Below are 25,971 nucleotides of genomic sequence, written 5' to 3'. Positions count from 1 at the left end.
GCCGTGGCGGCGCCCGGGGAGCCGGTGCTCCCGACGGGCGTCCCCACGGCGCAGATCCGGGGCCGCAGTCCGTGGTATCTGGCGTGGCTACGGCTGCGCCGCAACAAGGTTGCGCTGGGCTTCGGTGTGCTGTTCATCCTGATCGTGGGGTTCTGCCTGGCGGCGCCGCTGTGGGCCGAGCACGTCGCCCACACCGGCCCCAACGAGAACCACATCACCGACACCGTGATGATCGACGGCCAGGAGACCGATGTGGTGTCCCCGGACGGCACCCCCATCGGTCCCGGCCTGCACGGTCGTTACCTGCTGGGTGCCGACCAGAACGGGCGCGACGTGATGGTGCGCCTGATGTACGGCGGGCGGACCTCCATCTACATCGGGGTGGCGGCTGCGGCCATCACCACGGTGCTCGCGGTGCTGGTCGGGCTGGTCTGCGGGTACTTCCGCGGCTGGATCGACGCGGTGCTCTCCCGCGTGATGGACGTCGTGTGGGCCTTCCCGGTGCTGCTGCTGGGCATCGCGCTGGGCACCGCACTGGCGTTGGGCGGGTTGAAGATCGGCGGCCTCGAGGTCGCCGGCGACAGCCTGTGGATCCCCATCATGATCATCGGGCTGGTGTACGTGCCGTACATGGCGCGGCCCATCCGCGGAGAGATCCTGGCGCTGCGGGAGAAGGAGTTCGTCGACGCGGCGGTGGCGCAGGGCAAAGGCCCCATCCGCATCATGGCCACCGAGCTGCTGCCCAACGTGGTGTCGACCATCATCGTGTTCTTCACGTTGAACATCGCCAACAACATGCTGTTGGAATCGGCACTGTCGTTCCTGGGGGCCGGCGTGCGGGCACCCAACGCGTCGTGGGGCACCATGATCGCCGACGGCTACCAGAACATCTACACCGCGCCGCACCTGACGATCGTCCCCGGCCTGATGATCGTGCTGACGGTGTTGTCGCTCAACGTGTTCGGTGACGGGCTGCGTGATGCTCTGGATCCGCGGGCAAAGATCAGGATGGAGCACTGATGGTCCGCTTCATCACCCGGCGCCTGATCGGGATGGTGGCGGTGCTGTTCGCCATCTCGATCCTGGTGTTCCTGATCTTCAACGTCATCCCGAACTCCGACCCGGCGGTCCGCATCGCCGGCAAGAACGCCGACCCGGAGCTGATCGCCAGGGTCAGCGCAGATCTGGGTCTCGACCAGCCGCTGCCGGTGCAGTACTTCACCATGATGAAGCAGATCCTCACCGGTGAGCTCACGTCGTACGCCAGCTCGCTGAACGTCGTCGAGCAGATCTGGAAGGGGCTGCCCGCCACGCTGTCGCTGTGCGTGGGTGCGGCGGTGCTGTGGATGGCGCTGGCCGTCGTCTTCGGCTACCTGTCGGCGGTACACGCCGGCAAGTTCACCGACCGGGCGCTGACAGTGCTGTCGTTGGTCGGCATCTCGATGCCGGTGTTCTGGCTGGCGGCAATCCTGTTGTACTACTTCACGTTCAAGATTCCGGTGTTCCCCACCAGCAGTTACGTTCCGCTGAGCGAGGACCCACTGGAGTGGGCGTATCACCTGATTCTGCCGTGGATCACGCTGGCCGTGCTCTACGTCGGTTTCTACTCCCGGGTGCTGCGCTCCAACATGCTCGACGTGATGAACGAAGACCATGTGCGCACCGCGCGCGCCAAGGGCATCAGTGAGCGGCAGGTACGGATCAAACACGTGCTGCGCAACTCGATGATCCCGATCGTCACCCTGTTCGGCCTCGACTTCGGGGCGGTGGTCGGTGGCGGCGCCATCCTCACCGAAACCGTCTTCAACATCAACGGAGTGGGGCTGTACGCGGGTCAGGCGATCGGCACCCTGGACCTACCACCGTTGATGGGAGTGACGATGTTCGGTGCCTTCTTCATCGTGTTGTTCAACACGCTGGTCGACATCGCCTACGCGTTCCTGGATCCCCGGATCCGTTTGGGGCAGGAGGCCCCCGTATGAGCCCGATTCTCGAAGTGCAGGACCTGCGAGTCGGTTTCGCCACCGAGGACGGCGTTGTCAGCGCCGTCGACGGGGTGTCGTTCAGCCTGCGCGCCGGTGAGGTGCTGGCCATCGTGGGCGAATCCGGGTCCGGCAAGAGCGTCACCGCGCAGACCCTGATGGGACTGACCCGCTCCAACAACGCCCGCATCTCCGGTGCGGTGCGTTACCGCGACCGGGACCTGACCGAGCTCAGCGACGACGAACTGCGCAAGGTCCGCGGCGCGAACATCGCCATGGTGTTCCAGGATCCGATGACCTCGCTGAATCCGGTGTACCGGGTGGGGGACCAGATCGCCGAGATGATTCGGGCGCACCGCGACGTCCCCCGCGCCGAGGCGCGTGAGCGCGCGGTGGAACTGCTTCGTACAGTGGGCATTCCGAACCCGGAGCGGCGTGTCAAGGACTACCCGCACGAGTTCTCCGGGGGGATGCGGCAGCGGGTGATGATCGCGATGGCGCTGGCCCTGGAGCCCGACGTGCTGATCGCCGACGAGCCCACCACCGCACTCGACGTCACGATCCAGGCGCAGATCCTGCGGTTGATCGACGACCTCAATCGCGACCGAGATCTCGCCGTCATCCTGATCACCCACGACCTCGGCGTGGTGGCCGAGGTGGCCGACCGCGTGGTGGTGATGTACGCCGGGCACGTGGTGGAGGACGCGACGGTGGACGAGATCTTCTACAACCCCAGACATCCCTACACCTGGGGGCTCTTCGGCTCGCTCACCCCGCTTGATGCGCCGCAGCACACCCGGCTGCCGCAGATCGGGGGAGCGCCGCCGTCGCTGCTGGCACTGCCCACGGGCTGCCGGTTCGCGCCGCGGTGTCCGCACGCCTTCGACGCGTGCTCGCAACCGCCGCCACTCACCGGTGACGTACACCTGGACCGCTGCTGGCTGGAGCCGGAGCAGAAGGTGGCGCTGCGAGAGGTCGACGGTCGGATCGGGCTGCGGAAGCCGGTGGCGTCATGAGTGAGCCACTGCTGCAAGTCACCGACCTGGTGAAGCACTTTCCCATCAAGGCAGGCGCGGTGGTGGAACGTGAGGTTGCCCGGGTGCGGGCCGTCGACGGTGTGAGCCTGGTGTTGCACGAGGGTGAGACCCTGGGCCTGGTCGGCGAATCCGGCTGCGGAAAGTCCACGCTGTGCCGGTTGATCCTGCAGCTGATGACGCCCACCTCGGGGTCGGTGCGCTTCGACGGCGAGGAACTGGTGGGCCGGTCGCGGCGCGACCTGCGGCCCATTCGCAAGAACATCCAGATGGTGTTCCAGGATCCGTACGCCTCGCTGAACCCGCGCAAGCGGATCGGTCAGATCATCGGCGACGCCATGGAACTGCACGGGTTGGCCAGCGGCGCTGATGCCAAACGGCAGGTCCAGGAGCTGTTGGAGCGGGTGGGGCTGCAATCCGAGCACTACAACCGGTTCCCGCACGAGTTCTCCGGTGGTCAGCGTCAGCGCATCGGCATCGCCCGCGCGGTGGCGCTGCGACCCAAGCTGATCATCGCCGATGAGCCGGTCTCGGCCCTGGACGTCTCCGTGCAGGCGCAGATCATCAACCTGCTCGAGGATCTGCAGCAGGAGTTCAAGCTGTCCTACCTGTTCGTGGCACACGACCTGGGGGTGGTCCGGCACGTCTCCGACCGCGTGGCGGTGATGTACCTGGGCAAGGTGGTGGAGACGGCCACCGCAAACGAGCTGTACGACAAGCCGTTTCACCCGTATTCGAATGCGTTGCTCTCAGCCGTGCCGATCCCGGACCCGCGCCGTAACGCGGCCCGCGAGCGGGTGATCCTCGAAGGCGATGTGCCCAGCCCCATCGACCCGCCGTCGGGATGCCGGTTCCACACCCGCTGCCGCTGGGCCACCGAGGTGTGCACCCGCGACGAGCCGGTGCTCGTGGAGCGCGAGACCGCCCACCTGGCCGCCTGCCACCACCCGCGGCACCTGGAAGCGGTCGGGGTACCAATGCCTTAGAGGCGCGTCTCAGCCGTCTCCGTCCGTAGACGTTCTTGAATTGCCCGCCTCAGCGCGACACGGGAGCGACAAACATGCTTGTCGCTCACGAGTCGCTCCTAGGCGGGCACTTCGTAGGTGTGTCTCCAGGGCGGGAGCCAGGGACCCGGCTACTGCGCCTGCCAGGCGCGGCCGGCGAGCAGTTCGGGCACCAGCACCTCGGTGAGCAGCCGCACGTCGTCGTCGGTGTCACCCGGATAGCGCAGTGTGCTCTGCGCGCCGGGCACCTCGGCGCCCACCCCGACGACGGTGCTGCCCCGCGCAGAGGTCCACTCCGCCAGCTGTGCCTCCCAGGCGGACCCGGCGAAGACCAGCAGCCGGTAGTCGGTGGTCTTGGTCAGGTAGACGTCGACGTGGCTCCAGTCGCCGGTTTCGCATCCCACCGCAGGCCTGCGTGGCCCCTCGCGCAGCATCAGGGCGCCTTGCTGGGCCGAGCTGAACCGGTGGGCAGGGGCACACAGATGGGTGCCGTCCGGTCCCAACAACTGCTCGGACAGTTCTGGCAGCCAGGTGTTCTCGGTGTCCAACAGGTGCTCGGTGGCATCGGCCGCGGCGTCGACCGCTGCCAGCGGCAGCGGGGTGCCCAGCAGCTGCGACTCCAACGCCATCAGCAAGACCAGGGTGTGCTGGAAACTGCGGCAGGCCACCCCGCCCAGCTCGGTGTCGGCATGCAGCAGCACGGTCTGCGAGCACGCGTCGGTGATGGCGGAGCCAGGGGTGTTGGTCACGGCGACGGTGCGGGGACCGGCGGGTAGGCGTCGCAGCGCGTCCAGTGTCTCCACCGAGCCGCCGCTGGCCGACGTGGCCACCACAAGAGTGCCGGGACCCCAATCCGGAAGCAGCGCCGATGACGCCAACTCGGCGGTGGCGAGCACCCCGCGGGCACGCAGCCGGGCCGCCGCCACCCCGGCCGCGTAGGCCGAGGAACCCATCCCGAGCATGACGACGCGCTCGATGCCGGATGTGACTGGGCGCCAGGGATTTTCAGCAGCCAGGATGTCGGCCAGCCCGCGCAGCGTCTCGGGTTTGCGGTGCAGGTCGGCGAGGAATCCCTCGGGCTTCACAGTGCGGTCCTCTCATCGAGCAGGGCGGGCAGGGCGGCGTCGGGAACATACATCCACCGCGGCAGATGGCGGGCGGCGTAGACGATCTCGCGCAGCACCTGCTGAAGCCGGAAGGCGCGCAATGCCGCGCCGCGGTAGATCGGCTGGGTCAGGGCACCGGTGTAGGCGGACAGAAACGCCGACCGCAGTGCGGCGTCGACGTCGGCGACCACCACCGGGTCCAGGTCGGTGTACTTGCGCGCGACCACGGCGGCGTGCACCAGGGACTGTGCCAGCCCGGCCACGTCGAGTGCGGCGGGGATGGGCAGCATCCGCTGCGCCACCGGCAGCACCGGGTTGCCGTCGAAATCGGTCACGAAGTACCGGTTCTGCGCACGCAGGATCTGCCCGACGTGGAGATCGCCGTGGCCGTGGATCACCGGGCTGCCCGCCAGTGAACCCAGCTCGTCGAGGAGGCCGGTGATTTCCGAGTGGCGCTGCCGGGCCAGTGCAGCAGCGGGCGAATCGCCGGATGCACAGGCGATGTCGAGGACATCGAGCGCCTGGGTGCGCCACCGCGCGGCGTCGACGGTCGACGCGGTGCCCACCGTGGCGCTCAGGCAGTCGTGCAGATCTGCCACCAGAACGCCCAGGGATGCGGCGGCGGACACCGCAGGAGCAGGGTCAGCGGAGAGTGCAGCGGCGGTGATCATCTCCACGGCCCAGGTCCAGCCGTCCACCGCGCCGGGCAGGTAATCGTCGACGCTGGCCACCAGCGTTTCGTCCCCGTCGGGGGTGCGCCAGGTGATCATCCCCCACGGTGCGGGCATGCCGGTGAAACCGGCCTCACGCAAAAGGGTGAGGCGCTCCGGCGCCGGGTGCGGACCGAGCTGCAGATGCGTCGCCCACTTGACCACCGCGGCGTCGCCGACGATGACCGACTCGTTGGTCTGGTCCACGCCGACGGCACGTTCGCCTGCGGCGGTGGTTTTGGTGCTCCACGACCGAACATCGAAGCGGCCCAGTGTCGACGAACCGGCCGCGAGCAGCCGCAGCAGCGCCTCGGACGCTCCGTCACCGGGCTGGGCGCGTGCGTCACCGGCCATCGGTAGTGCCGACACCCGGTCACCGTCGTCGACGATGGCCAGCCGGTATCCGGCGCCGAGGTCCAGCGAGTCCAGCAGCTCAGGCACCGCGACGCAGGCCCACCTGTTCGATGACGTCGGCTCCCACCCGCAGGCCGTCCCGGGCCCGGATGGCGGCGCCGATGCCGTCGAGTCGCTCGCGCAGCGCGGTGTCGGCCAGCAGCGCGTCGACGGCGCCGGTCAGCTGGTCGTCGGTGAAGTGGTACGTGGCCAGGCGGGTGCCGAATCCCAGTTCATCGATGCGTTGGGCGTTCTCGTACTGATCCCAGAACAGCGGCAGCACGATCAACGGCTTGCCGAAGTGCAGGGTCTCGGTGACGGTGTTGTTGCCGCCGTGCGAGATCACCAGATCCACCTGCGGGATGACCTTGGTCTGCGGCAGCATCTGGGCGCCGACCATGTTGTCCGCCAACGTGATCCGGGTGGCCTGGGGGCCCATACTGACGATGTAGCGATGCCGGGTGGTGCCCAGCACGTCGACCAGCCGCTGCATCAGGTCGACGTCCGCACCGCCGAGAGAGCCGAGCGACAGGTAGATCAGGGCACTACCCTCGGGGCGGTCGGCCACCGCGTCGGGAACCACGTAGTCCTCGTCGGTCTCCCGGACGCTGGAGTCCATCCGGGTCCAGTTACCCTGCAGCGGACGGATTTCGAGGTAGTCCGCCTCAGCGGGATAGACGTAGAGGTTCGCCGCATTGTCGCGGGGCATGAATTCCAGCTCCGGCAGCGCGGGCGCCCCTTGGGCCTGGACCCAGGTGTTGAAGTCCTCCCACAGGGGACGGTGGGTGCGGTCGAACTCGGCGCGATAGCTGTCCCATTCGGAGCGGTCCGCGCTGGGCAGGCCGGAGAACGGCGGCGGGATGTCGGCGCCCGGCACTTCGAGCGGACTGCAGGAGACGATGCGCACAAACGGCACCCCGGCGGTGGTCAGGGCCGGGAACAGCACCACGTTGTCCTCGACGATCACGTCGGGACGATGGGTGGCGATGATCTCGCGCAGCCGCGGCTCGCAGTACTTGGCACCGTCGATCAACGCCTGATAGGTGGGCTGGATGAACGACTCGAGTTGCTCATGGGTGGGTTTGCGGAACTCCGGGGCGGTCTCGGCGATGAAATCGGTCCAGAACTTGCCCGGATCTTCGTCGGCGGCGCCGTTGGCCGGCTCGGCCAGATCCACCAGCTCCTCCACGAAACCCAGCGGCGCCAGTTTGCCGGCCCAGGAGCTCTCGGCGGCGAACACGATGGTGTGCCCACGGTCGCGCAGGATGGCAGCAAGGCCGATGCATTGGTTGGTGGGCCCGTAGGCCGACTCCGGCCAGAACATGATGGTCAGCGGTTGCGGCATGCCAGGAAGGTTACCGGGAACCGGAGGTTTGGCTTTAAACCAGCGGTATCGCAACAGAGTTCCTAGGATGCGTGAATGCCACTCGCTGCGGCCGCGTCTGAGCCGGGTACCGACGTACCCAGGATTGAGCTCGTCGGTGTCCGGAAGGAGTTCGGGGACAACGTCGTAGCCGTCGAGGGAGCCGACCTGGCGGTGGCCGACGGTGAGCTGTTCGCGATCCTGGGACCGTCCGGCTCGGGCAAGACCACCTTGCTGCGGCTGATCGCCGGCTTCGAAGCGCCCACCGCCGGCACCGTGAGGCTGGGCGGCATCGACGTCACCGGCCTGCCCCCGTCCCGGCGGGACACCAACACGGTGTTCCAGCAGTACGCCCTGTTCCCGCACATGACGGTGGCGCAGAACGTCGAGTACGGCCTGCGGGTGCGCGGGGTGGCCAAACCGGAGCGCCGGCGCCGCGCTGCCGAGGCCCTCGAGATGGTGCAGCTGACGGGGTTCTCCGGCCGCAAGCCCGCCGAACTGTCCGGCGGGCAGCAACAGCGGGTCGCGCTGGCCCGAGCCCTGGTCGGGCGTCCCCGGGTGCTGCTGCTCGACGAGCCGCTGGGCGCGCTGGACCTCAAACTGCGGGAGCAGATGCAGATCGAGTTGAAGGCGATCCAGCGTGAAGTCGGGATCACCTTTGTCATCGTCACCCACGATCAGGACGAGGCCCTGACACTGTGCGACCGGCTGGTGGTGCTCAACCGGGGCCGCATCGAGCAGATCGGTGGCGGCCGCGAGGTCTACGAGAACCCGGCCAACCGCTTCGTCGCCGACTTCGTGGGCACCTCCAACGTGCTGGACGGTCCCGCCGCCGAAGCCGTGGTGGGCCGGACGGGCACCTTCGCCATCCGGCCCGAACGCATCGCCGTGCTGGCCCCCGACGCCCCCGCGCCGGCCGGGCAACGCCGCGTCGACGCCGAGGTGGCCGAAGTGGTCTACGCCGGCCCGATCACCCGCGTCGCGGCCACGGTCACGGGCGTGGCCGAACCCGTTCGGCTGGTCGCGACGTTGCTCTCGGCCGACGCGTCCACCGCCATCGGCCATGGCACCCCTGTGGCCCTGGCCTGGCCGGACACCGCGGTCCTCGATCTCACATCCGATCACGCGAAGGAGACCTCATGAAGAAGATCCACCGCCTGGGCTGTGCACTGGCAGCGGGTTCGCTGCTGCTGGCCGGATGCTCCGGTTCCGGGGACTCCGGCGGGGGCACCGCGGAGGGTCCGCCGCAGATGGAGGCCGCCACCGAGGTCGGTGACGGCGAGGGGGAACTCAACCTGGTGGCGTGGCCCGGATACGCCGAGGACGGTTCCAATGACCCGGCGGTGGACTGGGTGACGCCGTTCGAACAGCAGACCGGGTGCAACGTCAACGTCAAGATCGGCAACACCTCCGACGAGATGGTGCAGCTGATGCGCTCGGGACAGTACGACGGGGTGTCGGCGTCCGGGGACGCGACCCTGCGGCTGATCTACGCCGGCGACGTGGCTCCGGTGAACACCGATCTGACCCCCAACTACGCCACCGTGGTCGACTTCCTGAAGGACAAACCGTGGAACTCGGTGGACGGCCAGATGTACGGCGTTCCACACGGCTGGGGCGCAAACCTGTTGATGTACAACGCCGATGCGGTGACACCCGCCCCGGATTCGTGGTCGGCCGTGTTCCCTGGGGCACCGGAGATGAAGGGGAAGGTGACCGCCTACGACTCACCGATCTACATCGCCGACGCCGCGCTGTATCTCTCCAAGACCCAACCCGACCTCGGTATCAAGGACCCCTACTCCCTGACCACCGAACAGCTCGAGGCCGCCGCTGATCTGCTGAAGCAGCAGAAGGAGAACATCGGCGAATACTGGTCGGACTACACCAAAGAGGTGCAGGCCTTCGAGTCCGGCTCCACCGTGATCGGCACCAGCTGGCAGGTGATCGCGAACACCATCGAGGCCGACGGCAAGGTGAAGATCGGCACGGTGCTGCCCAAGGAAGGATCCACCGGATGGTCGGACACCTGGATGCTGTCATCCAAAGCGGCACACCCCAACTGCATGTACAAATGGATGGACTACATCATCTCCCCGGAGGCCAATGCCCAAGTGGCCGAGTACTTCGGCGAGGCTCCGTCGCAGACCAAATCCTGTGATCTGACCGCGGAGAAGACGCACTGCGAGACCTACCACGCCACCGACGCCGACTACGCCGCCCAGATCCATTACTGGACAACACCGCAGAAGAAGTGCGTGGACGGCAGTGGTGACAACTGCACCAGTTACGACGAGTGGGTCACCAAGTGGCAGGAGATCAAGGGCTGATGCCGCCTGCGCCGGCGCTGCGCACCCGCAACCGGTTGGCGCTGTCGTTCCTGCTCGTCCCGCCGCTGGCATGGCTGATCCTGGCCTACCTGGGATCGCTTGCTGTGCTGATGGTCTCGGCGTTCTGGGGCACGAACAGCTTCACCGGTGCGGTGGTGCACACCTTCACCGTCGACAACCTGGTGCGGGTGTTCACCGATCCGGTGATCCGGACGGTGGCGCTGCGCACCCTGGCTGTGGCGCTGGTGGTGACGGTGTTGTGCGCGGTGTTGGCGGTGCCGTTGGCGCTGTTCATGGCCAAGTTCGCCTCGCCGGCCCTGCGGGTGATCCTGGTGGTCGCCATCACCACGCCGCTGTGGGCCAGCTATCTGGTCAAGGCCTACGCCTGGCGGATGCTGCTCTCGCCGGAGGGCCCGATGTCGTGGGCCACCGGGTGGTCGCCGGGATACGGGTTGACGGCCACGGTGATCACCCTGACCTATCTGTGGTTGCCGTACATGGTGATCCCGGTGTTCGCGGCGTTCCAGCGGGTGCCCGATGCGCTGGTGGACGCGAGCTCGGACCTGGGGGCTTCGGACCTGAGCACGTTGCGACTGGTGGTGGCGCCCATGGTCTTTCCGGGTATCGCTGCCGGGTCCATCTTCACGTTCTCGCTGTCCCTGGGTGACTACATCGCGGTGACGATCGTGGGAGGCAAGACGCAGATGCTCGGCAACGTCATCTATGGACAGCTGGTGACGGCCAACAATCAGCCGATGGCCGCTGCACTGTCGCTGATCCCGTTGCTGGCGATCGTGCTGTATCTGCTCGCGATGCGACGCACCGGGGCTCTGGAGAACGTCTGATGCTGTCCTCACGCCTGCGTGGATTCACTGTCCTGTGGACGGTACTGGTGCTGATCTTCGTCTACGCGCCGTTGCTGCTGGTGGTGATCAACGCCTTCAACGCGTCCAACACCTTTGCTTTTCCGCCAACGGGTTTCACACTGCAGTGGTGGCGCGCGGCGTGGAACAGCGAGGGGATGTGGGCGTCGCTGGGCAACTCCGTGGTGGTGGGTCTGGCGGCCACCGCGATCGCGCTGGTCCTGGGGACCATGGTGGCGTTTGCGGTGCAGCGGTACGACTTCTTCGGTAAACAGACCGTCAATCTGCTTGTGGTGCTGCCGATCACGCTACCCGGCATCGTGACGGGCATCGCGTTGAACGCCACTTTCACCTCGGCGCTGGGCATCACGCTGGGGATGGCGACGGTGATCGTCGGGCATGCGACCTTCTGCATCGTCATCGTGTTCAACAACACCCAGGCCCGGCTGCGGCGGCTCGGGCGCAGCCTGGAGGACGCCTCGGCAGACCTGGGTGCCTCAACCTGGCAGACCTTCCGATTCGTGACGCTGCCGATGATGCGCGGGGCACTGGTGGCCGGTGCCATCCTGGCGTTCGCCCTGAGCTTCGACGAGATCGTGGTGACCACCTTCACCGCCGGCCCGACGGTGCAGACACTGCCCATCTGGATCTTCGGGAACCTGTTTCGGCCCAATCAAGCTCCGGTGATCAATGTCGTCGCGGCCGCCCTGACGATCGCGGCCATCATCCCGGTGTGGTTGGCGCAGCGGATCGGCGGGGATCCGGCCGGTACGCGGATCTGATCGTGACGCCATCCTGACGGCGGCGTAGATTCCGCCCCCGCGTCCCTGCCCAAGGGTTACAGTCCGGCCATGACTCCCGGGCGGTGGACATTGTGGCTAGTGGCGATGGGGGCCGGAACCTGCATCGCGCTGAGTGCGGGGTCCGCTGTGGCCCTGGCCGACACCGCGGACAGCGGCCCGCCCTCGGATCACGGCACCAGTCAGGATGCCACGAGCGGATCGGACGCCGGCACATCGGACAAGGCGGACGACAAGGCGGACGACAAGGCAGAGGCGGCCAAGAGCAGCTCGAAGGACGAGCCCGAGGACGACGACGGTACGGACTCGTTGCGCGACGATGACCGCCCGTCAGCGTCCCACAGCGGGGACACGAAGGGTGCGGACAAGTACGGCACCGACCCCGACGGCGCCACGCAGGACGACGACCACGACGCACCCGCCTCCACTGTCGATGAGCCCACCACTGCGGAGGATGACCAGCTGACGGCACAGCCCGACACCTCGGTGACCTCGCCGCCCGCGGTGGACACCGACACGATCACCGCGCCCACGAAGGCTCAAGACCCGATGCAGGCGCTGGCCACCATGGCCACGAACTTCTGGTCGTCGCTGGGTGTGGCTCCCGCGGTGGCGCGGCCGGCGCCGACCGCTGAACCGGTCGCTGCTGCGAGCACGGTCACCGGGGTGCGCACCGGGCACTCCACGCTCACGATCCCGGTGGGCGACAAGGGGTTCAACACCAACGCAGACTGGTACTTCCCCACCCAGGCCGACGGTTCGGTCTCCGCGACAGGCGTCATCTGGCTGCAACACGGCTTCCTGTCCGACAAGTCCTTCACTTCCGATCTGGCGAAATCGCTGTCGCAGCAGACCAACAGCATCGTCGTCGCCCCGAACGTGCCGTCCTTCCCGTTGCGCTGTTCGGGCTGCTCGCTCAACGGCGTGCAGATGCAACAGGCCGTGGCCACCATGTTCGACGGCGATCAGGAGGCGCTGAACTCCAGCGCGATGAAGGCGGGTTTCAGCGGCACACTGCCCGAGCAGTTCATCCTCGCCGGGCACTCGGCCGGCGGTGGATTCGCCGCCGGAGTCGGTGGCTTCTACGCAACCAACCCCAACCAGCGACGTCTGCGCGGGGTTGTGATGTTCGATGGGGTGGCGCGCGATGACGCGCTGCCCGACGCACTCGAGCGTCTCGGGACCGTCCCGGTGTACCAGATCGCCGCCCCGCCGCAGGCGTGGAATGCCTTCGGCTCCACCACCTCCCAGTTGGTGGCGGCGCGTCCGGGACAGTTCGTCGGCGTCACGCTGGCCAATGGTTCCCATGTCGACGCGCTGATCGGCAGCAACCCGATTGTCGACTTCGTGATGCAGCTGGTGACGCGGTTCTCCCCGCGCGGCAACACCGCCGCGGTGTACACGCTGGCCAACGGCTGGATCAACGACCTGTACCAAGGGCTGGGTCCGACGGACGGCACCGGCATCTACGGTGCGCCCGACGAGTACCTGGTCCTCGGGAACGCCGCGGGCGTGGTGCTGGCGCCGGCGCCCACCGTCGACGTGGACCGCTACCTCGGCACCTGGTACGAGGTGGGCAGCGTCAAGCAGTTCTTCTCGCTCGGACTGGTCAACACCAAGGCCGAGTACAGCCTCAACCCGGACGGATCGATCCGAGTGGTGAACTCGGGCAACTACTTCTTCAGCAACGGACCGTTGTCGCGGATCGTCGGTGTCGCGCTGCCGGTGAACGCGGCCAACAACAAACTCAACGTGACGTTCTTCGGTCCGGCCTCGGCGAATCCGCCGGGGAACTACTGGATCGTGGACCTCGACCCCGACTACCAGTGGGCAATCGTCAGTGACTCCACCGGCTTCAGCGGCTTCCTGCTCACCCGGGATCCGGTGATCTCCGACGAGCTCTACCGCGAGCTGCTGAACCGGGCGTCGGTCAAGGGCGTGCGCGGCTGGATCACCCGGACCCGGCAGCCGGCGGCAGAGTCAGCCGCGGTCTCGGTCTAGCGACGCCGGTTCAGGAACCAGATGTGCGACGAGAGCGCGGTCGCGAACGCGCACCATGCCGGGTAGAGCGCCAGCGGCGCAGCAGAGGCCCCCTTCACGGCAACGGCGCGCCGGGTCAGGTCTGCGCTGCTGACGGCCAGGACCCCGGCGGCGACGGCTGACGTGCCGAGCATGCGCCGGTTGAAGAACAGCCAGGACCAGCTGGCATTGAGCACCAGGTTGGCGGCGAGTGCCCGGATGTAGCGTCGACGCTCGTCGTGTTGGCCGGTGCGTTCGAGTTCGTCGAGCGTGGCCGAGGACACCGCGGCGATGTCGGCGTAGAGCACCGGCCACACGATCGGAAACGCTTGGCGCGGAGGCTGATACGGCGGCTTCTTCAGCTTGGCGAACCACACCGACTGAGCGGGGCGGCTGGCGAGCCCGCCGAGGGCCCCGGTGACGGCGACGGCGAGGGCGGACGGGACCAAAGTCTTCGGCTGCATGACGCTCCTGTCGGATCTGATAGTTCAGTGACTGAAATAATGCTACCTGTCCGCGCGACGCTGCCGGCGGGAGGTCGGGTGAAGCGATGGTGACGCCCGCTGAAATTCAAACTGGATTGCTCTTGACTGTGTCTCAAGTCACATTAATATGACCAGTGGTCATAGTGTGCGAGGAGGTGCCATGCCGACGGTGACCTGGGCTCGTCTCGACGGTGAGCGTCGCCGCGCCGTACTGGGCGCCGCCGAGGAGGAGTTCGCGGCGCAGGGCTTCTCCGGTGGCAGCCTCAACGTGGTGGCCAAGCGCGCCGGCGTCGCCAAAGGCAGCTTGTTTCAATACTTTGCCGACAAACGCGATCTGTACGCCTACGTGACGGATCAAGCGAGCCAGCGTGTCCGGGCCTACATGGAAGCGCAGATCCACGCGCTCGACTCCAGCCGCCCTTTCTTCGACTTTCTGACCGACCTGCTGGACGCCTGGGTCGCCTACTTCGCCGACAATCCCCGCCAGCGGGCCCTGCATGCCGCAGCCAGCTTCGAGGTGGACACCGACGCGCGGGTCAGCGTGCGCGCGGTGGTGCACCGCCACTACCTCGACGTGCTTCGACCATTGGTGCGCGATGCGCAGGCCCGCGGCGATCTGCGGGGCGACGCCGACGTCGACATGCTGCTGTCTCTGCTGCTGATGATCCTGCCGCACCTGGCGCTGGCACCGTATGTGCGCGGCCTGGATCCGTTGCTCGGTCTCGACGAGCTGTCACCCGAGCAGCCGGCGCTGGCGGTGCGCCGGTTCGTCGCCGTGCTGGCGGCCGCTTTTGCCCCTGTCTCACAGCCCCACACCGCAGTACCCAACGCAGGAGGACACTCTCATGTCTAGACAGCACTCGGAATCGCTGGCCGCCGGCGGCCTCAACTGGGACAGCCTGCCGCTGAAGCTCTTCGCCGGGGGCAATGCGAAGTTCTGGAACCCCGCCGACATCGACTTCACCCGTGATCGCGAGGACTGGGAGTCGCTCTCGGAACTGGAGCGGCACTGGGCAACTCGGCTGTGCGCCCAGTTCATCGCCGGCGAAGAGGCCGTCACCCAGGACATCCAGCCGTTCATGGCGGCGATGCGCGCGGAGGGACGTCTGGGCGACGAGATGTATCTGACGCAGTTCGCTTTTGAGGAGGCCAAGCACACGCAGGTGTTCCGGCTGTGGCTCGATGCCGTGGGGATGACCGACGACCTGCAGGTGTTTCTGGACGACCTGCCGTCCTACCGGCAGATGTTCTACGACGAACTGCCCGCGTCGCTGGACACGCTGGCCACCGATCCGTCACCGGCCGCGCAGGTACGCGCCTCGGTGACCTACAACCACGTCATTGAAGGAATGATGGCGCTTACGGGTTACTACGCGTGGCAACGCATCTGCGTCGACCGCGGCATCCTGCCCGGCATGCAGGAACTGGTGCGCCGCATCGGGGACGACGAGCGTCGACACATGGCCTGGGGCACGTTCACCTGCCGGCGCCACGTCGCCGCCGACGACAACAACTGGGCGGTCTTCGAGTCGCGGATGACCGAGCTGATTCCGTTGGCGCTGAAGAACACCGAAGACGGGTTCGCCCTCTACGACGTGGTGCCGTTCGGCCTCCAGATGGAGGAGTTCCAGCAGTACGCCGCCGACAAGGGGATGCGGCGCTTCGGCACCATCAGCAGCGCGCGCGGGCGTCCGCTGTCCGAAATCGACATCGACTCCTCACCCCTGCAGTTGGAGGACAGCTTCGCCGACGAGGATCGGCGGGCCCTGGCCACCTCGGCATGAGGTGGCTGTGTGGTGCGGTGGTCAGGCGGTCAGCCAGGTTCTCAGCTTGGCGTAGATCTCAGGATGATTGAGCAGGTCGAAGTGGTGTAGTCCGGTCAAGGTCAGGCCGGCCTCGTCAGCGAACGGAAGCTGCCGGCGACGGCCTCGGCCGGAGGCGCTCGAGGGTCGCACCAGGTGATCGCCCAACACAGCGCCGACAGCCGCCGGGGCTGCTGACGTCGCGACAAAGTGATAATGGGCGCCGGGGAGGAACGGCACTTCCGAGCAGCGGTCGCGGAGGAATTCGTCGGGGTCTGCCTGGTCCCAGTCGTCATCCAGCACTGCCCCGAACCGCAGATCTTTGATGCCGTCGCTGCGTAGATTCAGAAGGTCGGCCATGGAACGGGTTTCGCCGAGCTTCGTCATGGCCCAGGTCAGTACGTTCACCCCCTTCTCCAGGTCAGCCCCCAGGTGCGGAGACCCCAGGCAGACCACCTGACGCGTTGCCCTGGTCCAGCGGCGGTTCTCTTCGTGCCCGTAATGGCAGGCGCTGCGTACCACCAGACCGCCCATCGAGTGCCCGACCACGGCGATACGGCGGACCGGCACCGGCCAGACCTCCAGCAGACGGGTCAGGGTCTGATCGAGATGGTGACCGTTGGTGGAGATGTGTAAGCCGGTGTTGTAGCGGATGTCGATGGGAGTGAACCCGAGATCCTCGTGTAGACGCTCACCGTAGGAGCGGTCATCGGCGCCGAGCGTCCTGGGCGAGCGCCGCCACGATGCTTCTGTCTGGCACAGGCCGTGCACGAAGACAGCGAGGGCATCCGTGGGCCGGGGATACGCGGCGGCGATTCCGTCGGCGGTCAACGGGACCGAATGACCGCCGACGCGGACGGCCATCGACGGCGCCAGCGGGCTACTGCGCTCGGCGAGCTCGTCACCATAGATTCCGTCGAGGGCCGCGATCGCTTCGGCCACGCCCGGCCGCTCGTCCAGCGCCGGGTCGTCGTCGACGCCCAGGCTTGTGGCTGCCCGACGGCTCAGCGCAGGTGGAATACGCTGTCCGGCGGCGTCGAGCGCGCCATACACCGCATCAGCGATGGCATCGTGGACAACCTCGACGGGAAGTGCGACCGGGCCGATCGAGGTGAACACTCTGCGTGCGATGCCGCGATGCGTGCCGCGTACCAGTGTGTTGAGAACCGTCAGCCCCTCGGCGGCGACGTCGCCGAGCGCCTCGATGTCGGAAGTCCGCATAGCGTGCACTCCAGCGTTGGTGGACAGGTGTTCTGTGGAGAATAGCCATCATCGACGTGCTTTCGCTGACCGCGAAAAACTGTGAACAAGTGCGCAGCAGTGTTGTGTTCGCCGTCCGGGATTCCGAGGATCGGGTGGTCTAATGAGGGGAATTCCGTGATGGCAGCACTTGCCGAACACCGCGATGTCGACGTCGTACCTGCACCACACCAGGTTGTTGCGACCTGGCCGGTCGGAACGTTCCTGGAGAACATTGTCGCGCTGGCGAACGATGACTTTGTGGTGTCGGTGCACAACCACCGGGAGCTGCATACGGTCAACGCCGCCGGTGCACACAGCGTGTGGGCGACGATGCCCGTGTCGCCGGCAGGTCTGATCGCCACCGGAGACGCAGTTTTCGCCGTCGGAGGTGAACCAGGGCAGGGACCGCACCGCCTCATCCGGGTTGACATCGCGACCCGGGAGGTGACCGATCTCGGACCGATCCCCGGCTCCCTGTTCTTGAACGGCTTCACACCAGGGCCCCCGGGTATGGGTTACGCGGTGGATTCCCTTGTGGGAGGTATCTATTCGATTGAGCTTTCCACCGGTGACTCGCATCTGGTGCTTCAAGACCCACTTCTGACCAAGGTCTCGGCCGAGCCCATGATGCCCGGCGCCAACGGCATCAAGCGTTTCGGTGACGCTCTGTACATCACCAATACCGACCGGGCGCTGGTCTTGCGTGCGGCACTGGACTCGGCAGGCCTGCCGACCGGCAGCGTCGAGATCGTCGCCGAACACCTGCGCGGTGACGATCTGGCGGTGGCCGAGGACGGGGTGCTCTACATCGCCAATCACATTCACAACACTGTGATTCGCTTCTCCCCGAGTAGCGGCGAGCGGGTGGCTATCGCCGGGCCCGATCAGGGTATGGCCGGTTCGACCGCCTGTATCTTCGGTCGCACGCAGGCCCACGGCACAAGCCTGTTCGTCACCACCACCGGGGGCATCGTGATGCCACTGGATGGCATTGTCCAGCAAGCCAAGCTCGTCCGCATCGATATCGGTGGGCCCAACACGGGGATCCGCTCATGAAGAGGTGATCGCCCGGCGGACGTGGTCGGTGATGTGGGCGTAGGCCGCCAGCGTGACGTCGGCGGCGTCGCTCATGATGTTGTAACCGTGATCGACGCCGGGCACCTCGTAGTACTCGGCCAACGCTCCGGCGGCCTGCAAGGCGTCGGCATACCGGCGCGCCTCGTCACGCAGGCGGTCGTATTCGGCGGTGACCACCAGTGCCGGAGCGATACCGGTCAGATCCGCGACATCCAGCGCGGGGGAGGCCAGCCGGTCGTTGCGCTGCGCCGGGTCGGGGATGTAAGCGGTGTCGAACACCTGGCCCATCCACGGCTTCATCACGGCCTTCTTGCCGAGGGCTGAGCGCTTGGCAGAGGTGGGCGTCACCAGATCCAGGGGTGCATAGTGCAGTACCTGGAGAGCGATTGCGGGACCGTGGTTTTCGAGCGCCAGTCGGGCAGCCGCCGCCGCCAGACTGCCACCTGCGCTCTGACCGCCGACGCAGACCGGTGCTGCGTCCCATTCCCTGGCAGCCCAGCTGACCACGTCATAGATCTGCTGCGGCGCAGCCGGAAAGCGGTGCCCCGGTGCCAGCACGTAATCGGTGTTGATCACCACCACACCCGCATGCGCGGCGAGATAGCGACACCAGGGATCGTCTTGTTCACGGTGGCCGACCACGAAGCCGCCCCCGTGGATGTTCACGTAGACGCCCGCGGGCTCCTGCGGCGGGTGATACAGCGTCGCGGCGACGTTGCCGTGACGGGTGGGCACCGTGACCTCGGAGGTGCGGCCTGCGATGTCGGTAAATCGCACCGCGGGTTTGGGTGCCGGGTTGATCAGTGCGGCAAACAGCCGGGCCAGGTTGTCGGCCACGATCTGCCTGGACAGGATCGACATGGGCTCACTTCCGTTGTGGGCGTTACGTGTCGGCGCCTGCCCCGAGCGGGTCCACCTGCTCGGTTGTGGCGTCGTCGGCCGCGGTGGACAGGCTCAGCGCCTGCCACTTCTCGTCGTCGGCCAGCAGACCTCGTCCGGCGGCGGTGGCGTAACGATACGCGTCCGGTCCGACGAGCAGGCGCTGCGGCGGCTCGGCCATGGCCACGACGTCGAGCAGTAGTGTGGCGACCTTGGCGGGGTCGCTGGCACCCAGCAGCTTCGGGTCGGTCATCGCGGCGGCGGCTCCGACCGTGCTCGCGTACTCCTCACGCACCGGGTCGATCCGCATCGACGAGCCGGCCCAGTCGGTGCGCATGCCGCCCGGCTCCAGAACGGTGACCTTGATGCCGAGCGGTGTCACCTCCTGCGCGAGGACTCCCGAGAACCCGTTGACCGCCCACTTGGCCGACTGATAGGCCGCGAGACCGGGACGCACCAGACGTCCACCGACAGAGGAGATCTGGACGATGTGGCCGCTGCCCTGGGAGCGCATGACCGGCAGGGCGGCGCGCGTCATGCGGACGACGCCGAGGAAGTTGGTGTCGATCTGCGCGAGGAAGTCGTCGAAGTCGACGTCCTCGATGGGGGCGATGTTGGCGTAGCCGGCGTTGTTCACCAGGACGTCGAGGCGCCCGAAGCGCTGCACCGCGGTGGTGACCGCGGCCTGTGCCTGCTCGGCGTCGGTGACGTCGAGTGCGATGACAGCGAGCCGGTCGGGTTCTCGAGCTGCCAAGTCCGCCAACGCCTCCGGGGAGCGCACCCCCGCGACGACGTGATGCCCGGCGGCCAGGGTGGCCTCGGTGATGGCACGGCCGAGGCCGCGGGATGCGCCGGTGATCAGGAATACCTTCGACATGGCAGAACCTTTCTGATGATCAAACCAAATCTACACTCGTAGACTTCTAGGTCTACAGACGTAGACGGCCGGCTTTCTATTCCCCTATCGTGACGTGTGCCCACGCAACAGTCACGGCCCCGTAATGCCGCCGCCACGCGGGACGCCATCCTGCACTCGGCGATCCGGCACTTCGCCCGCGCAGGCTACGACCGGGTGGGCGTTCGCGAGATCGCCGCGGACGCCGGGGTGACCGCCATGCTGGTCAACCGGTACTTCGGCTCGAAGGAGAAGCTGTTCGCCGAGGCCGTCGAGACATCGTTCACGGCCCCGGTGTTCATTGCCGAAGCCCCCGAGGACCTGGCCCGTGACATCGCGGCCGCACTGACCGAGCACAGCGCGCCCGGCGCGGAGTCCGTCGCCCCCTTCCTCATCATGCTGCGGTCGGTGTCCAACCCGGCGGCGGTGGACATCGTGCGGGCAGGTCTGGCCCGTCACGCCGGCCGGCGACTCTCGCGACAGCTACCCGAACCCTGGCGCCAGGTCCGCAGCGACGTGGCGCTGGCCGTGATGAGCGGGGTGTTGCTGCTGCGACAGGTGATCGGCACGCAGGCTCTCACTTCGGGCAGCGCCGACCAGCTCGAGACGATCCTCGGGGCGGTGTTCGCGGCGATCTTCGAGACGCCGTTGGAGTAGTCCCGCGAGGGCGGGAGCGGCGTGTAGTCAGCGAATTCGGTTCTTCACCAGAGCTACTCGGGTTGATTCTGTAGCTGGACATTCTGATTCAGCCTGGCTGATCAGCCTCGACGATGCCCTGATGCTCAGTGCAGCAGTCGAGAGAAACCGTTCACCGTCCCGAGGCCATGGCCCAACGGGTAGGAGGCGCGGATGCACTCCGTGACCCAGAGTTTGGCGAAGCGGACAGCGTCGGGAACTGTGTGGCCGTGTGCCAGCGCCGCGGTGACTGCTGCCGCGAGAGTGTCTCCGGCGCCGTGGTCGTGGCGGGTGTCCACACGGTCGGCGGCGAACTGATGGAATTCGGTGCCATCGAACAATAGGTCGGAGCTGATCGGGGACGTGCGCAGGTGACCACCCTTGACCAACGCCCACTGAGGTCCCAGGGCGTGTAGAGCTCGGGCTGCGTCGCGCTGGGTGTCGTCGTCAACGACGTCGATGCCGACGAGGAGGCGCACTTCGTCCAGGTTCGGGGGCACCAGAGTGGCAACCGGGATCAGGTGGCGGCGCAGAGCGTCGAGTGCGCCGGCGTGCAGCAGCGGTTCGCCGACATTGGAGGCACACACCGGGTCGACCACGAGCGGAACCACGCCGTCGAGCCGGTTGGTGCGCCATGCCTCGACGACGGTGTTGATGATGTCGGTGGAGGCCAGCATGCCGGTTTTGGCCGCCTCGATACCGATATCCGAGACCACGGCATCAATTTGTCCGGCAACGATGTCGACCGGGATCTCATGAAAAGCTCTGACACCCAGAGTGTTCTGCACTGTCACCGCCGTCACCGCAGCCGATGCGTGCACGCCCAACATCGCGAACGTACGCATATCGGCCTGCAGGCCGGCGCTGCCACCGGAATCGGAACCGGCGATGGTCATGACCCGGTGCGGGGTATCACCCGGCCGGGGCAGTGGCAGGGTGTTCGAGAATGCCATGCGTCCATTCTGGGTGAAGGCAGCGCGGTCGACGGACCACTTCGTCGGGGGCGGTCACCCGTGGGCCGCAAAGCCCCCGCTGTCCTGGACGAATCGGTCGGCAATCAGCCCTGCGGATCGAATCCGGGGGTGGGGGCGTGGAGTGAACACTGTGCTGTGACGGCGAGCCAGGAAAGCTCCACCAGGATATTTGGAGCCGATGACGGGAATCGAACCCGCGTATTCAGCTTGGGAAGCTGATGTTCTGCCATTGAACTACATCGGCGTGTGGCTAGACAGACTAGCAGGGCCGCGCTGGGTAGCGGACCAGGGCAGGGGAGTCCCTCCGGGAACGCATCCTGTGTGACGGCGCAAAGGTAGCCCCCAATTGACTGAGCCGCTCGGCTAGACTTCGCAGGTCCGCATCACAGCAAATGCATCGGAGTCCAGAAGGTATGGCGTACAACGGGTTTCATCGATCTGTCAAAGCCGGCGTAGCGCTGGCAGGCGCTGGAGCCATCGCCTTCGCGGCCGTCCCGGCGCCGGTGCCGCTGGACGATGTTGTGGTTGCCGCGCCGCCGGCGTACGTCGCCCCGCCCCGCGTCGTCAGCGCCGAGGTCGAACCCGTCGTCCTGGCGACCGTGCTGCAGATCCTGGCCACCGGCGCCGTCGACACCGTCGAGGACACGATCGAGGCCTTCCAGTACGACGCCCCGACCATCTTCAACCGGGTGGTGCAGCAGTGGCCCGACATCAACCTGACCCCCTGGAACCACAGCCTGGTGGCCGCCGCGGCGTTGGCGCCCATCGCGCCGCTAGTGGTGGGACCGTTCAACTACGCCGTCGCCGACGCGGTGGCCACGGTGTTCCCGCAGTACGGCGACGAGATCCGCCAGGGCATTCCAGAATTCACCCAGTACGCCTTCGCCCGCCTGGTCGGACCGTTCCTCAGCGCCATCGGCTCCACCGGCGCGGTGCACCAGGACTACTACCACGCCGGTATGGCCGGAGACCGCCTCGGCCAGAACCTCGCCCTGCTCAACGGGCCGGCCAAGGTGATCGAGGCTTTCCTGTTCGGCGGCTATGGCGATCTTGGCCCCTTGCTGACTGGCGACCCCAATGCCGAACGGGTGGCGGCGCCGGGACTACTGACCCCGTGGGGACAGTGGCCGGCCGACCGCAATGTCACCGAGTTCGAGGACGACCTGCCGGACAACGAGTTCATCCCGCAGTCGGTCAGCGCGGACCTCACCGAGGTGTCGACGGCTTCCGTCGAGGTCGATGCCGAGGCTGTTACCGAGACCGCGGAAGAGGCGGTCGTCGAGGACGTGGCCACCGAGGACGTTGTCTCCGACGATGCCGCCGAAGAGTTAGCGACGCCACAGTTCAGTATCGAGAAGGGACTCGACGACCTACGCAAGGGTGTCGAGGGCCTGTTCACCGGGTCCAAGAGCGATTCTGCGTCGTCGGAGAACTCAAAGGATTCCGAGGACGCCGAGAAGACCGAGCCCGCTGACAAGACCGACAAGGTGGAGAAGTCCGAGAAGCCGGAGAAGGCTGATAGGACCGAGAAGCCGGAGAAGGCTGATAGGACCGAGAAGGCTGACAAGGCGGAGAAGGCCGACAAGACGGAGAAAGCCGACAAGGCTGACAAGTCCGAGAAGTCGAACCCCGGCAGCAGCGCCTCCGAGTAGGCGGGAACCGCCCGAGGTGCTCACCCGCCACGCTGGGCCGATACGCTCGTCGCGTGCTGCTCTCTGACCGTGACATCCGTGCCGAAATCGCTGCCGGACGGCTCGGCATCGACCCGTTCGACGACAGCATGGTGCAGCCGTCCAGCGTCGACGTCCGCCTGGACAACCTGTTCCGAGTGTTCAACAACCTGCGCTACACCCACATCGACCCGGCGCAGCGCCAAGACGATCTGACCAGCCTCGTGGAGCCGAGCGAAGGGGAACCCTTCGTCCTGCATCCCGGCGAGTTCGTCCTGGGCTCGACGCTGGAACTGTGCACGCTGCCCGACGACCTGGCCGGGCGTCTGGAGGGCAAGTCGTCGCTGGGCCGGTTGGGATTGTTGACGCATTCGACGGCCGGGTTCATCGACCCGGGCTTCAGTGGTCACATCACCCTGGAGCTGTCCAACGTCGCCAACCTCCCGATCACGCTGTGGCCGGGAATGAAGATCGGCCAGCTGTGTCTGCTGAGGCTCACCAGCCCGGCCGAGCATCCCTACGGCAGCGCCCAGGTGGGCTCGAAGTACCAGGGGCAGCGGGGACCCACCCCGTCGCGCTCGTACCTGAACTTCGTGAAGCAGTAGCGCGACCCGCGTACCCTGGCTCGGGTTGGGCCGCGGGGAATCCAGCTAATCGCAGGACGTTGTAACGCCAGTACCCGGATGGTCGATGAAACATCTAGCTGACAGCGTGAGCGGCGTGCCCGTGCGGGGTGGACGGGGATGTCGCAGCAAATGATTTTGGAGGGGTAGTGGACATCGTACTCGGTGTGTCCATGACACCGACCACCGTGCGGATGGTGCTGGTCGAAGGCGAAAAGGCTGATGGTGTCACCGTCGACCACGACGTGTTCGACATCCCGGCCGACAACCCGTCGGCAACGTCGCCGCAGCAGGTGGTGGCCGCCATCCTGGGCACCAGGGAGAGCGCCGCCGAGGGCGGGCACCGACTGGTCGGCACCGGTGTGGCCTGGCGGGATCACGCCGAAGCGGCCGCGCTGCGCGACGCCCTGGCCGCCCACAAGATCGACGACGTCATGCTGGTCTCGGAACTCCACGCTGCGGGTGCGCTGGCGCAGGCGGTCGGCGCCGCCGTGGGTTACGAGCGCACCGCGTTGATGTTCCTCGAACGCAACACCGCCACCTTGTCGGTGGTGGACACCGCCGACGGCTCCATCGTCAAGGTCCAGAGCCACGATCTGCACGCCACCGACGCGGTGGCCGAATTGGCCGCGATGGTCGCCGGGTTGGAAACGCTGGAGTCGCCGCCGCAGGGTGTCTTCGTCGTCGGCTCGGGCGTCGCCATCGGCGCCATCAAGCTGCAGCTGGAATCGGCGACGTCCCTGCCGGTCAGTGCCCCCGAGGAACCCGAGGTCGCGCTGGCCCGGGGCGCAGCGCTGGCCAGTGCCGGTGCCCCGCGATTCGAAGCATCCACCGTCGGCCTGGCCTATTCCCAGGACGGCACGGAAGCCACCACCGCCGGTGCCGCGCTGGCCGGCGCGGCGGCGGCCGACGTCACGCAGGTCGCCGGAATCGGCTACACGGGCGCACCGGCTGCGCTCGCCTACAGCCAGGCCGACCCGGAATCCCAGGCGTTCCCCGCCTACCTCGACGACGACCGGCCGGAGCCGGCTCCGCAGCAGCAGGGGCGTAAGCCGTTCCTGCTGGTCGGCAGCGCGCTGACCTCGGTCTTCGTCCTCGGCGTCACTGCGCTGGTGATCTCGCTGGCAGTCAGCATCCGCCCCACCGTGGATCAGCGGCCCAGCCCGGCCGAAAGCCTCATCGTGCCCACCCAGGTGCCCGAGGCGCTGCCGCCGGCACCCGAAGCCGCGGTGGCTCCGCCGCCCGCGCCGGAAACCATTCAGGCGCCCGTGCCCGTCGTGCAACAGGCCCCGCAGCCGCAGGCTCCGCCGCGCACGGTCTACGTCGAAGCCCCCCAGGCGCCCGCCCCGGCACCGGCCGCACCGGCCCCGGCTCCCGCCGCTCCGGCACCCGCGCCGGCAGCGCCGCCCGTGGTGGCACCGGTGGTGCCGCCGCCGGTGGTGCTCCCGCCGCCGGTCATCCAGTTGCCGCCGCCGGTGATCCAGCTGCCGAACATCTTCCGGCCGCCGTGGCAGCCGCCGCGCAACAACTGGCCGGACTGGGACCCGCCGCGTAATCAGCCCGACGATGACGATTCGCCGCGGCCCACCCAGACTCAGACTCCTCGGCCCACGCCGACGGAGACCCCGCGACCTACCCAGACTCAGACGCCGCGGCCCACCCAGACCCAGCAGCCCGAACGTCCGGACCCGCCGGCGGTCACCGTTCCCCAGGTGCCCACCGTCGCACCGGAGGCGCCGTCGCGCCCGACCGTGCCGCCGGTGCCCCAGGTTCCGTCGATCCAGCTGCCGCAGCTTCCGCAGTGGCCGGGTTCCGGCGGCTCGGGATCAAGCTCCGGGGGATCGAACTCCGGCCGTGGGTCCGGTGACTCCGGCGGCGGCTCGGGCGAGTCGGGACGCGGCTCAGGCTCCGGCTCCGGTGAATCCGGGGGCGGTTCCGGAGGTGGGTCGGGCGGCGACGGCATCCTGCCGTTGTGGCCGTTCGAGTGACCTGATCCGCGCTACTGGTCACCTCGGGTTTGCGGGGTGCTCAACCCTGGGACGTCA

24 protein-coding genes and 1 tRNA gene are annotated in these 25,971 nt (G+C 67.3%); 16 read left to right on the top strand and 9 right to left on the bottom strand.

All coding sequences use genetic code 11. The features are described 5' to 3' along the window. Positions 1-3: 3 nt before the first annotated feature. Genes G6N58_RS04595 through G6N58_RS04580 form a run of 4 tightly spaced genes read left to right on the top strand, consistent with a single transcriptional unit; the run spans position 4 to position 4,002 of the window. Positions 4-1,020 (top strand): ABC transporter permease, encoded by a 1,017-nt coding sequence (locus tag G6N58_RS04595; protein WP_068920165.1) that lies wholly within the window; start codon positions 4-6, stop codon positions 1,018-1,020. Then, positions 1,020-1,982 carry an ABC transporter permease gene (locus tag G6N58_RS04590; protein WP_068918783.1) on the top strand — a complete coding sequence of 321 codons (963 nt, stop codon included), beginning with the start codon at positions 1,020-1,022 and terminating at the stop codon, positions 1,980-1,982. The genes G6N58_RS04595 and G6N58_RS04590 overlap by 1 nt, the downstream gene beginning before the upstream one ends. Continuing rightward, a complete protein-coding gene (locus G6N58_RS04585; protein WP_068918782.1) occupies positions 1,979-2,998 on the top strand; it encodes an ABC transporter ATP-binding protein in 1,020 nt (339 codons plus the stop codon). The genes G6N58_RS04590 and G6N58_RS04585 overlap by 4 nt, the downstream gene beginning before the upstream one ends. Beyond that, entirely contained in the window at positions 2,995-4,002 is a 1,008-nt protein-coding gene (locus tag G6N58_RS04580; RefSeq protein ID WP_115279556.1) for an ABC transporter ATP-binding protein, read from the top strand. The genes G6N58_RS04585 and G6N58_RS04580 overlap by 4 nt, the downstream gene beginning before the upstream one ends. 149 nt (positions 4,003-4,151) lie before the next feature. Here G6N58_RS04580 and G6N58_RS04575 read toward each other — a convergent pair whose 3' ends face one another. The 3 genes from G6N58_RS04575 to G6N58_RS04565 are packed head-to-tail and all read right to left on the bottom strand — an operon-like array spanning position 4,152 to position 7,574. Then, positions 4,152-5,105, bottom strand: a complete 954-nt coding sequence (locus tag G6N58_RS04575) for an SIS domain-containing protein (RefSeq protein ID WP_115279557.1) — start codon at positions 5,103-5,105, stop codon at positions 4,152-4,154. Then, positions 5,102-6,277, bottom strand: coding sequence for a glucosamine kinase (locus G6N58_RS04570; protein ID WP_172545010.1), 1,176 nt, complete (start codon positions 6,275-6,277; stop codon positions 5,102-5,104). Before G6N58_RS04570 ends, G6N58_RS04575 begins: the two co-directional genes overlap by 4 nt. Continuing rightward, a complete protein-coding gene (locus tag G6N58_RS04565; RefSeq protein WP_115279558.1) occupies positions 6,270-7,574 on the bottom strand; it encodes a glycosyltransferase in 1,305 nt (434 codons plus the stop codon). Before G6N58_RS04565 ends, G6N58_RS04570 begins: the two co-directional genes overlap by 8 nt. A 75-nt stretch (positions 7,575-7,649) precedes the next feature. On the opposite strand from G6N58_RS04565, the gene G6N58_RS04560 reads away from it, so the two are divergent. The 5 genes from G6N58_RS04560 to G6N58_RS04540 all read left to right on the top strand — a co-directional run bounded on the left by G6N58_RS04560 (position 7,650) and on the right by G6N58_RS04540 (position 13,586). Further along, the gene (locus tag G6N58_RS04560; RefSeq protein WP_115279559.1) at positions 7,650-8,735 is read left to right on the top strand and encodes an ABC transporter ATP-binding protein; all 1,086 of its coding nucleotides are present in this window, start codon (positions 7,650-7,652) and stop codon (positions 8,733-8,735) included. After that, positions 8,732-9,922, top strand: coding sequence for an ABC transporter substrate-binding protein (locus tag G6N58_RS04555; protein ID WP_115279560.1), 1,191 nt, complete (start codon positions 8,732-8,734; stop codon positions 9,920-9,922). Before G6N58_RS04560 ends, G6N58_RS04555 begins: the two co-directional genes overlap by 4 nt. Further along, positions 9,922-10,767 carry an ABC transporter permease gene (locus tag G6N58_RS04550; protein ID WP_115279561.1) on the top strand — a complete coding sequence of 282 codons (846 nt, stop codon included), beginning with the start codon at positions 9,922-9,924 and terminating at the stop codon, positions 10,765-10,767. The genes G6N58_RS04555 and G6N58_RS04550 overlap by 1 nt, the downstream gene beginning before the upstream one ends. Then, a complete protein-coding gene (locus G6N58_RS04545) occupies positions 10,767-11,567 on the top strand; it encodes an ABC transporter permease (protein WP_115279562.1) in 801 nt (266 codons plus the stop codon). Before G6N58_RS04550 ends, G6N58_RS04545 begins: the two co-directional genes overlap by 1 nt. A gap of 69 nt (positions 11,568-11,636) precedes the next feature. After that, positions 11,637-13,586 (top strand): lipocalin family protein, encoded by a 1,950-nt coding sequence (locus G6N58_RS04540; protein ID WP_115279563.1) that lies wholly within the window; start codon positions 11,637-11,639, stop codon positions 13,584-13,586. On the opposite strand, the gene G6N58_RS04535 is transcribed toward G6N58_RS04540, so the two are convergent. Next, on the bottom strand, positions 13,583-14,068 hold the full coding sequence (locus G6N58_RS04535) for a TspO/MBR family protein (RefSeq protein WP_115279564.1): 486 nt from the start codon (positions 14,066-14,068) through the stop codon (positions 13,583-13,585). The genes G6N58_RS04540 and G6N58_RS04535 overlap by 4 nt on opposite strands. Positions 14,069-14,249: 181 nt before the next feature. Here G6N58_RS04535 and G6N58_RS04530 point away from each other — a divergent pair, with 181 nt between their 5' ends. Next, positions 14,250-14,942 carry a TetR/AcrR family transcriptional regulator gene (locus G6N58_RS04530; RefSeq protein ID WP_115279565.1) on the top strand — a complete coding sequence of 231 codons (693 nt, stop codon included), beginning with the start codon at positions 14,250-14,252 and terminating at the stop codon, positions 14,940-14,942. Beyond that, positions 14,935-15,873 carry a R2-like ligand-binding oxidase gene (locus G6N58_RS04525; RefSeq protein ID WP_068918771.1) on the top strand — a complete coding sequence of 313 codons (939 nt, stop codon included), beginning with the start codon at positions 14,935-14,937 and terminating at the stop codon, positions 15,871-15,873. The genes G6N58_RS04530 and G6N58_RS04525 overlap by 8 nt, the downstream gene beginning before the upstream one ends. Before the next feature lie 21 nt (positions 15,874-15,894). Here the strand turns inward: G6N58_RS04525 and G6N58_RS04520 are convergent, their stop codons facing one another. Beyond that, a complete protein-coding gene (locus G6N58_RS04520) occupies positions 15,895-17,112 on the bottom strand; it encodes an esterase/lipase family protein (protein WP_115279566.1) in 1,218 nt (405 codons plus the stop codon). A gap of 159 nt (positions 17,113-17,271) precedes the next feature. On the opposite strand from G6N58_RS04520, the gene G6N58_RS04515 reads away from it, so the two are divergent. Next, a complete protein-coding gene (locus G6N58_RS04515) occupies positions 17,272-18,189 on the top strand; it encodes an SMP-30/gluconolactonase/LRE family protein (protein ID WP_115279567.1) in 918 nt (305 codons plus the stop codon). Here G6N58_RS04515 and G6N58_RS04510 read toward each other — a convergent pair. After that, positions 18,184-19,071, bottom strand: a complete 888-nt coding sequence (locus tag G6N58_RS04510) for an alpha/beta hydrolase (protein WP_163907908.1) — start codon at positions 19,069-19,071, stop codon at positions 18,184-18,186. The two genes, G6N58_RS04515 and G6N58_RS04510, sit on opposite strands and share 6 nt — an antisense overlap. A gap of 22 nt (positions 19,072-19,093) precedes the next feature. After that, positions 19,094-19,966: an SDR family NAD(P)-dependent oxidoreductase gene (locus tag G6N58_RS04505; RefSeq protein WP_068918768.1), complete on the bottom strand. Its 873-nt coding sequence runs from the start codon at positions 19,964-19,966 to the stop codon at positions 19,094-19,096. 96 nt (positions 19,967-20,062) lie between these two features. On the opposite strand from G6N58_RS04505, the gene G6N58_RS04500 reads away from it, so the two are divergent. After that, a complete protein-coding gene (locus tag G6N58_RS04500) occupies positions 20,063-20,641 on the top strand; it encodes a TetR/AcrR family transcriptional regulator (RefSeq protein ID WP_115279568.1) in 579 nt (192 codons plus the stop codon). Between the two features lie 125 nt (positions 20,642-20,766). On the opposite strand, the gene thiD is transcribed toward G6N58_RS04500, so the two are convergent. Continuing rightward, positions 20,767-21,612 carry a bifunctional hydroxymethylpyrimidine kinase/phosphomethylpyrimidine kinase gene (gene thiD, locus G6N58_RS04495; RefSeq protein WP_115279569.1) on the bottom strand — a complete coding sequence of 282 codons (846 nt, stop codon included), beginning with the start codon at positions 21,610-21,612 and terminating at the stop codon, positions 20,767-20,769. Between the two features lie 191 nt (positions 21,613-21,803). After that, positions 21,804-21,877 (bottom strand) — tRNA-Gly (locus G6N58_RS04490). Positions 21,878-22,046: 169 nt separating this feature from the next. Here G6N58_RS04490 and G6N58_RS04485 point away from each other — a divergent pair. From G6N58_RS04485 to G6N58_RS04475, 3 genes are all read left to right on the top strand, one after another. Then, on the top strand, positions 22,047-23,285 hold the full coding sequence (locus tag G6N58_RS04485; RefSeq protein ID WP_115279570.1) for a hypothetical protein: 1,239 nt from the start codon (positions 22,047-22,049) through the stop codon (positions 23,283-23,285). A 53-nt stretch (positions 23,286-23,338) separates the two neighbouring features. Then, on the top strand, positions 23,339-23,908 hold the full coding sequence (gene dcd / locus G6N58_RS04480) for a dCTP deaminase (protein ID WP_115279571.1): 570 nt from the start codon (positions 23,339-23,341) through the stop codon (positions 23,906-23,908). Between the two features lie 191 nt (positions 23,909-24,099). Continuing rightward, positions 24,100-25,914: a DUF7159 family protein gene (locus G6N58_RS04475; RefSeq protein ID WP_276016578.1), complete on the top strand. Its 1,815-nt coding sequence runs from the start codon at positions 24,100-24,102 to the stop codon at positions 25,912-25,914. Positions 25,915-25,971: the final 57 nt, after the last annotated feature.

This window comes from Mycolicibacterium tokaiense (assembly GCF_010725885.1).
GTDB lineage: Bacteria > Actinomycetota > Actinomycetes > Mycobacteriales > Mycobacteriaceae > Mycobacterium > Mycobacterium tokaiense.
The sequence above is the reverse complement of the archived record's forward strand: the minus strand, read 5'-3'. Positions and strand labels throughout refer to the sequence as shown.

What these genes read in the sequence shown, in the direction of transcription:
- G6N58_RS04590 (WP_068918783.1), top strand. Translation starts at nt 1,020, where the DNA reads ATGGTCCGCTTCATCACCCGGCGCCTGATCGGGATGGTGGCGGTGCTG.
- G6N58_RS04585 (WP_068918782.1), top strand. Translation starts at nt 1,979, where the DNA reads ATGAGCCCGATTCTCGAAGTGCAGGACCTGCGAGTCGGTTTCGCCACC.
- G6N58_RS04580 (WP_115279556.1), top strand. Translation starts at nt 2,995, where the DNA reads ATGAGTGAGCCACTGCTGCAAGTCACCGACCTGGTGAAGCACTTTCCC.
- G6N58_RS04565 (WP_115279558.1), bottom strand. Translation starts at nt 7,574, where the DNA reads ATGCCGCAACCGCTGACCATCATGTTCTGGCCGGAGTCGGCCTACGGG.
- G6N58_RS04560 (WP_115279559.1), top strand. Translation starts at nt 7,650, where the DNA reads ATGCCACTCGCTGCGGCCGCGTCTGAGCCGGGTACCGACGTACCCAGG.
- G6N58_RS04555 (WP_115279560.1), top strand. Translation starts at nt 8,732, where the DNA reads ATGAAGAAGATCCACCGCCTGGGCTGTGCACTGGCAGCGGGTTCGCTG.
- G6N58_RS04550 (WP_115279561.1), top strand. Translation starts at nt 9,922, where the DNA reads ATGCCGCCTGCGCCGGCGCTGCGCACCCGCAACCGGTTGGCGCTGTCG.
- G6N58_RS04545 (WP_115279562.1), top strand. Translation starts at nt 10,767, where the DNA reads ATGCTGTCCTCACGCCTGCGTGGATTCACTGTCCTGTGGACGGTACTG.
- G6N58_RS04540 (WP_115279563.1), top strand. Translation starts at nt 11,637, where the DNA reads ATGACTCCCGGGCGGTGGACATTGTGGCTAGTGGCGATGGGGGCCGGA.
- G6N58_RS04535 (WP_115279564.1), bottom strand. Translation starts at nt 14,068, where the DNA reads ATGCAGCCGAAGACTTTGGTCCCGTCCGCCCTCGCCGTCGCCGTCACC.
- G6N58_RS04530 (WP_115279565.1), top strand. Translation starts at nt 14,250, where the DNA reads ATGCCGACGGTGACCTGGGCTCGTCTCGACGGTGAGCGTCGCCGCGCC.
- G6N58_RS04525 (WP_068918771.1), top strand. Translation starts at nt 14,935, where the DNA reads ATGTCTAGACAGCACTCGGAATCGCTGGCCGCCGGCGGCCTCAACTGG.
- G6N58_RS04520 (WP_115279566.1), bottom strand. Translation starts at nt 17,112, where the DNA reads ATGCGGACTTCCGACATCGAGGCGCTCGGCGACGTCGCCGCCGAGGGG.
- G6N58_RS04515 (WP_115279567.1), top strand. Translation starts at nt 17,272, where the DNA reads ATGGCAGCACTTGCCGAACACCGCGATGTCGACGTCGTACCTGCACCA.
- G6N58_RS04510 (WP_163907908.1), bottom strand. Translation starts at nt 19,071, where the DNA reads ATGTCGATCCTGTCCAGGCAGATCGTGGCCGACAACCTGGCCCGGCTG.
- G6N58_RS04505 (WP_068918768.1), bottom strand. Translation starts at nt 19,966, where the DNA reads ATGTCGAAGGTATTCCTGATCACCGGCGCATCCCGCGGCCTCGGCCGT.
- thiD (WP_115279569.1), bottom strand. Translation starts at nt 21,612, where the DNA reads ATGGCATTCTCGAACACCCTGCCACTGCCCCGGCCGGGTGATACCCCG.
- G6N58_RS04485 (WP_115279570.1), top strand. Translation starts at nt 22,047, where the DNA reads ATGGCGTACAACGGGTTTCATCGATCTGTCAAAGCCGGCGTAGCGCTG.
- G6N58_RS04475 (WP_276016578.1), top strand. Translation starts at nt 24,100, where the DNA reads ATGACACCGACCACCGTGCGGATGGTGCTGGTCGAAGGCGAAAAGGCT.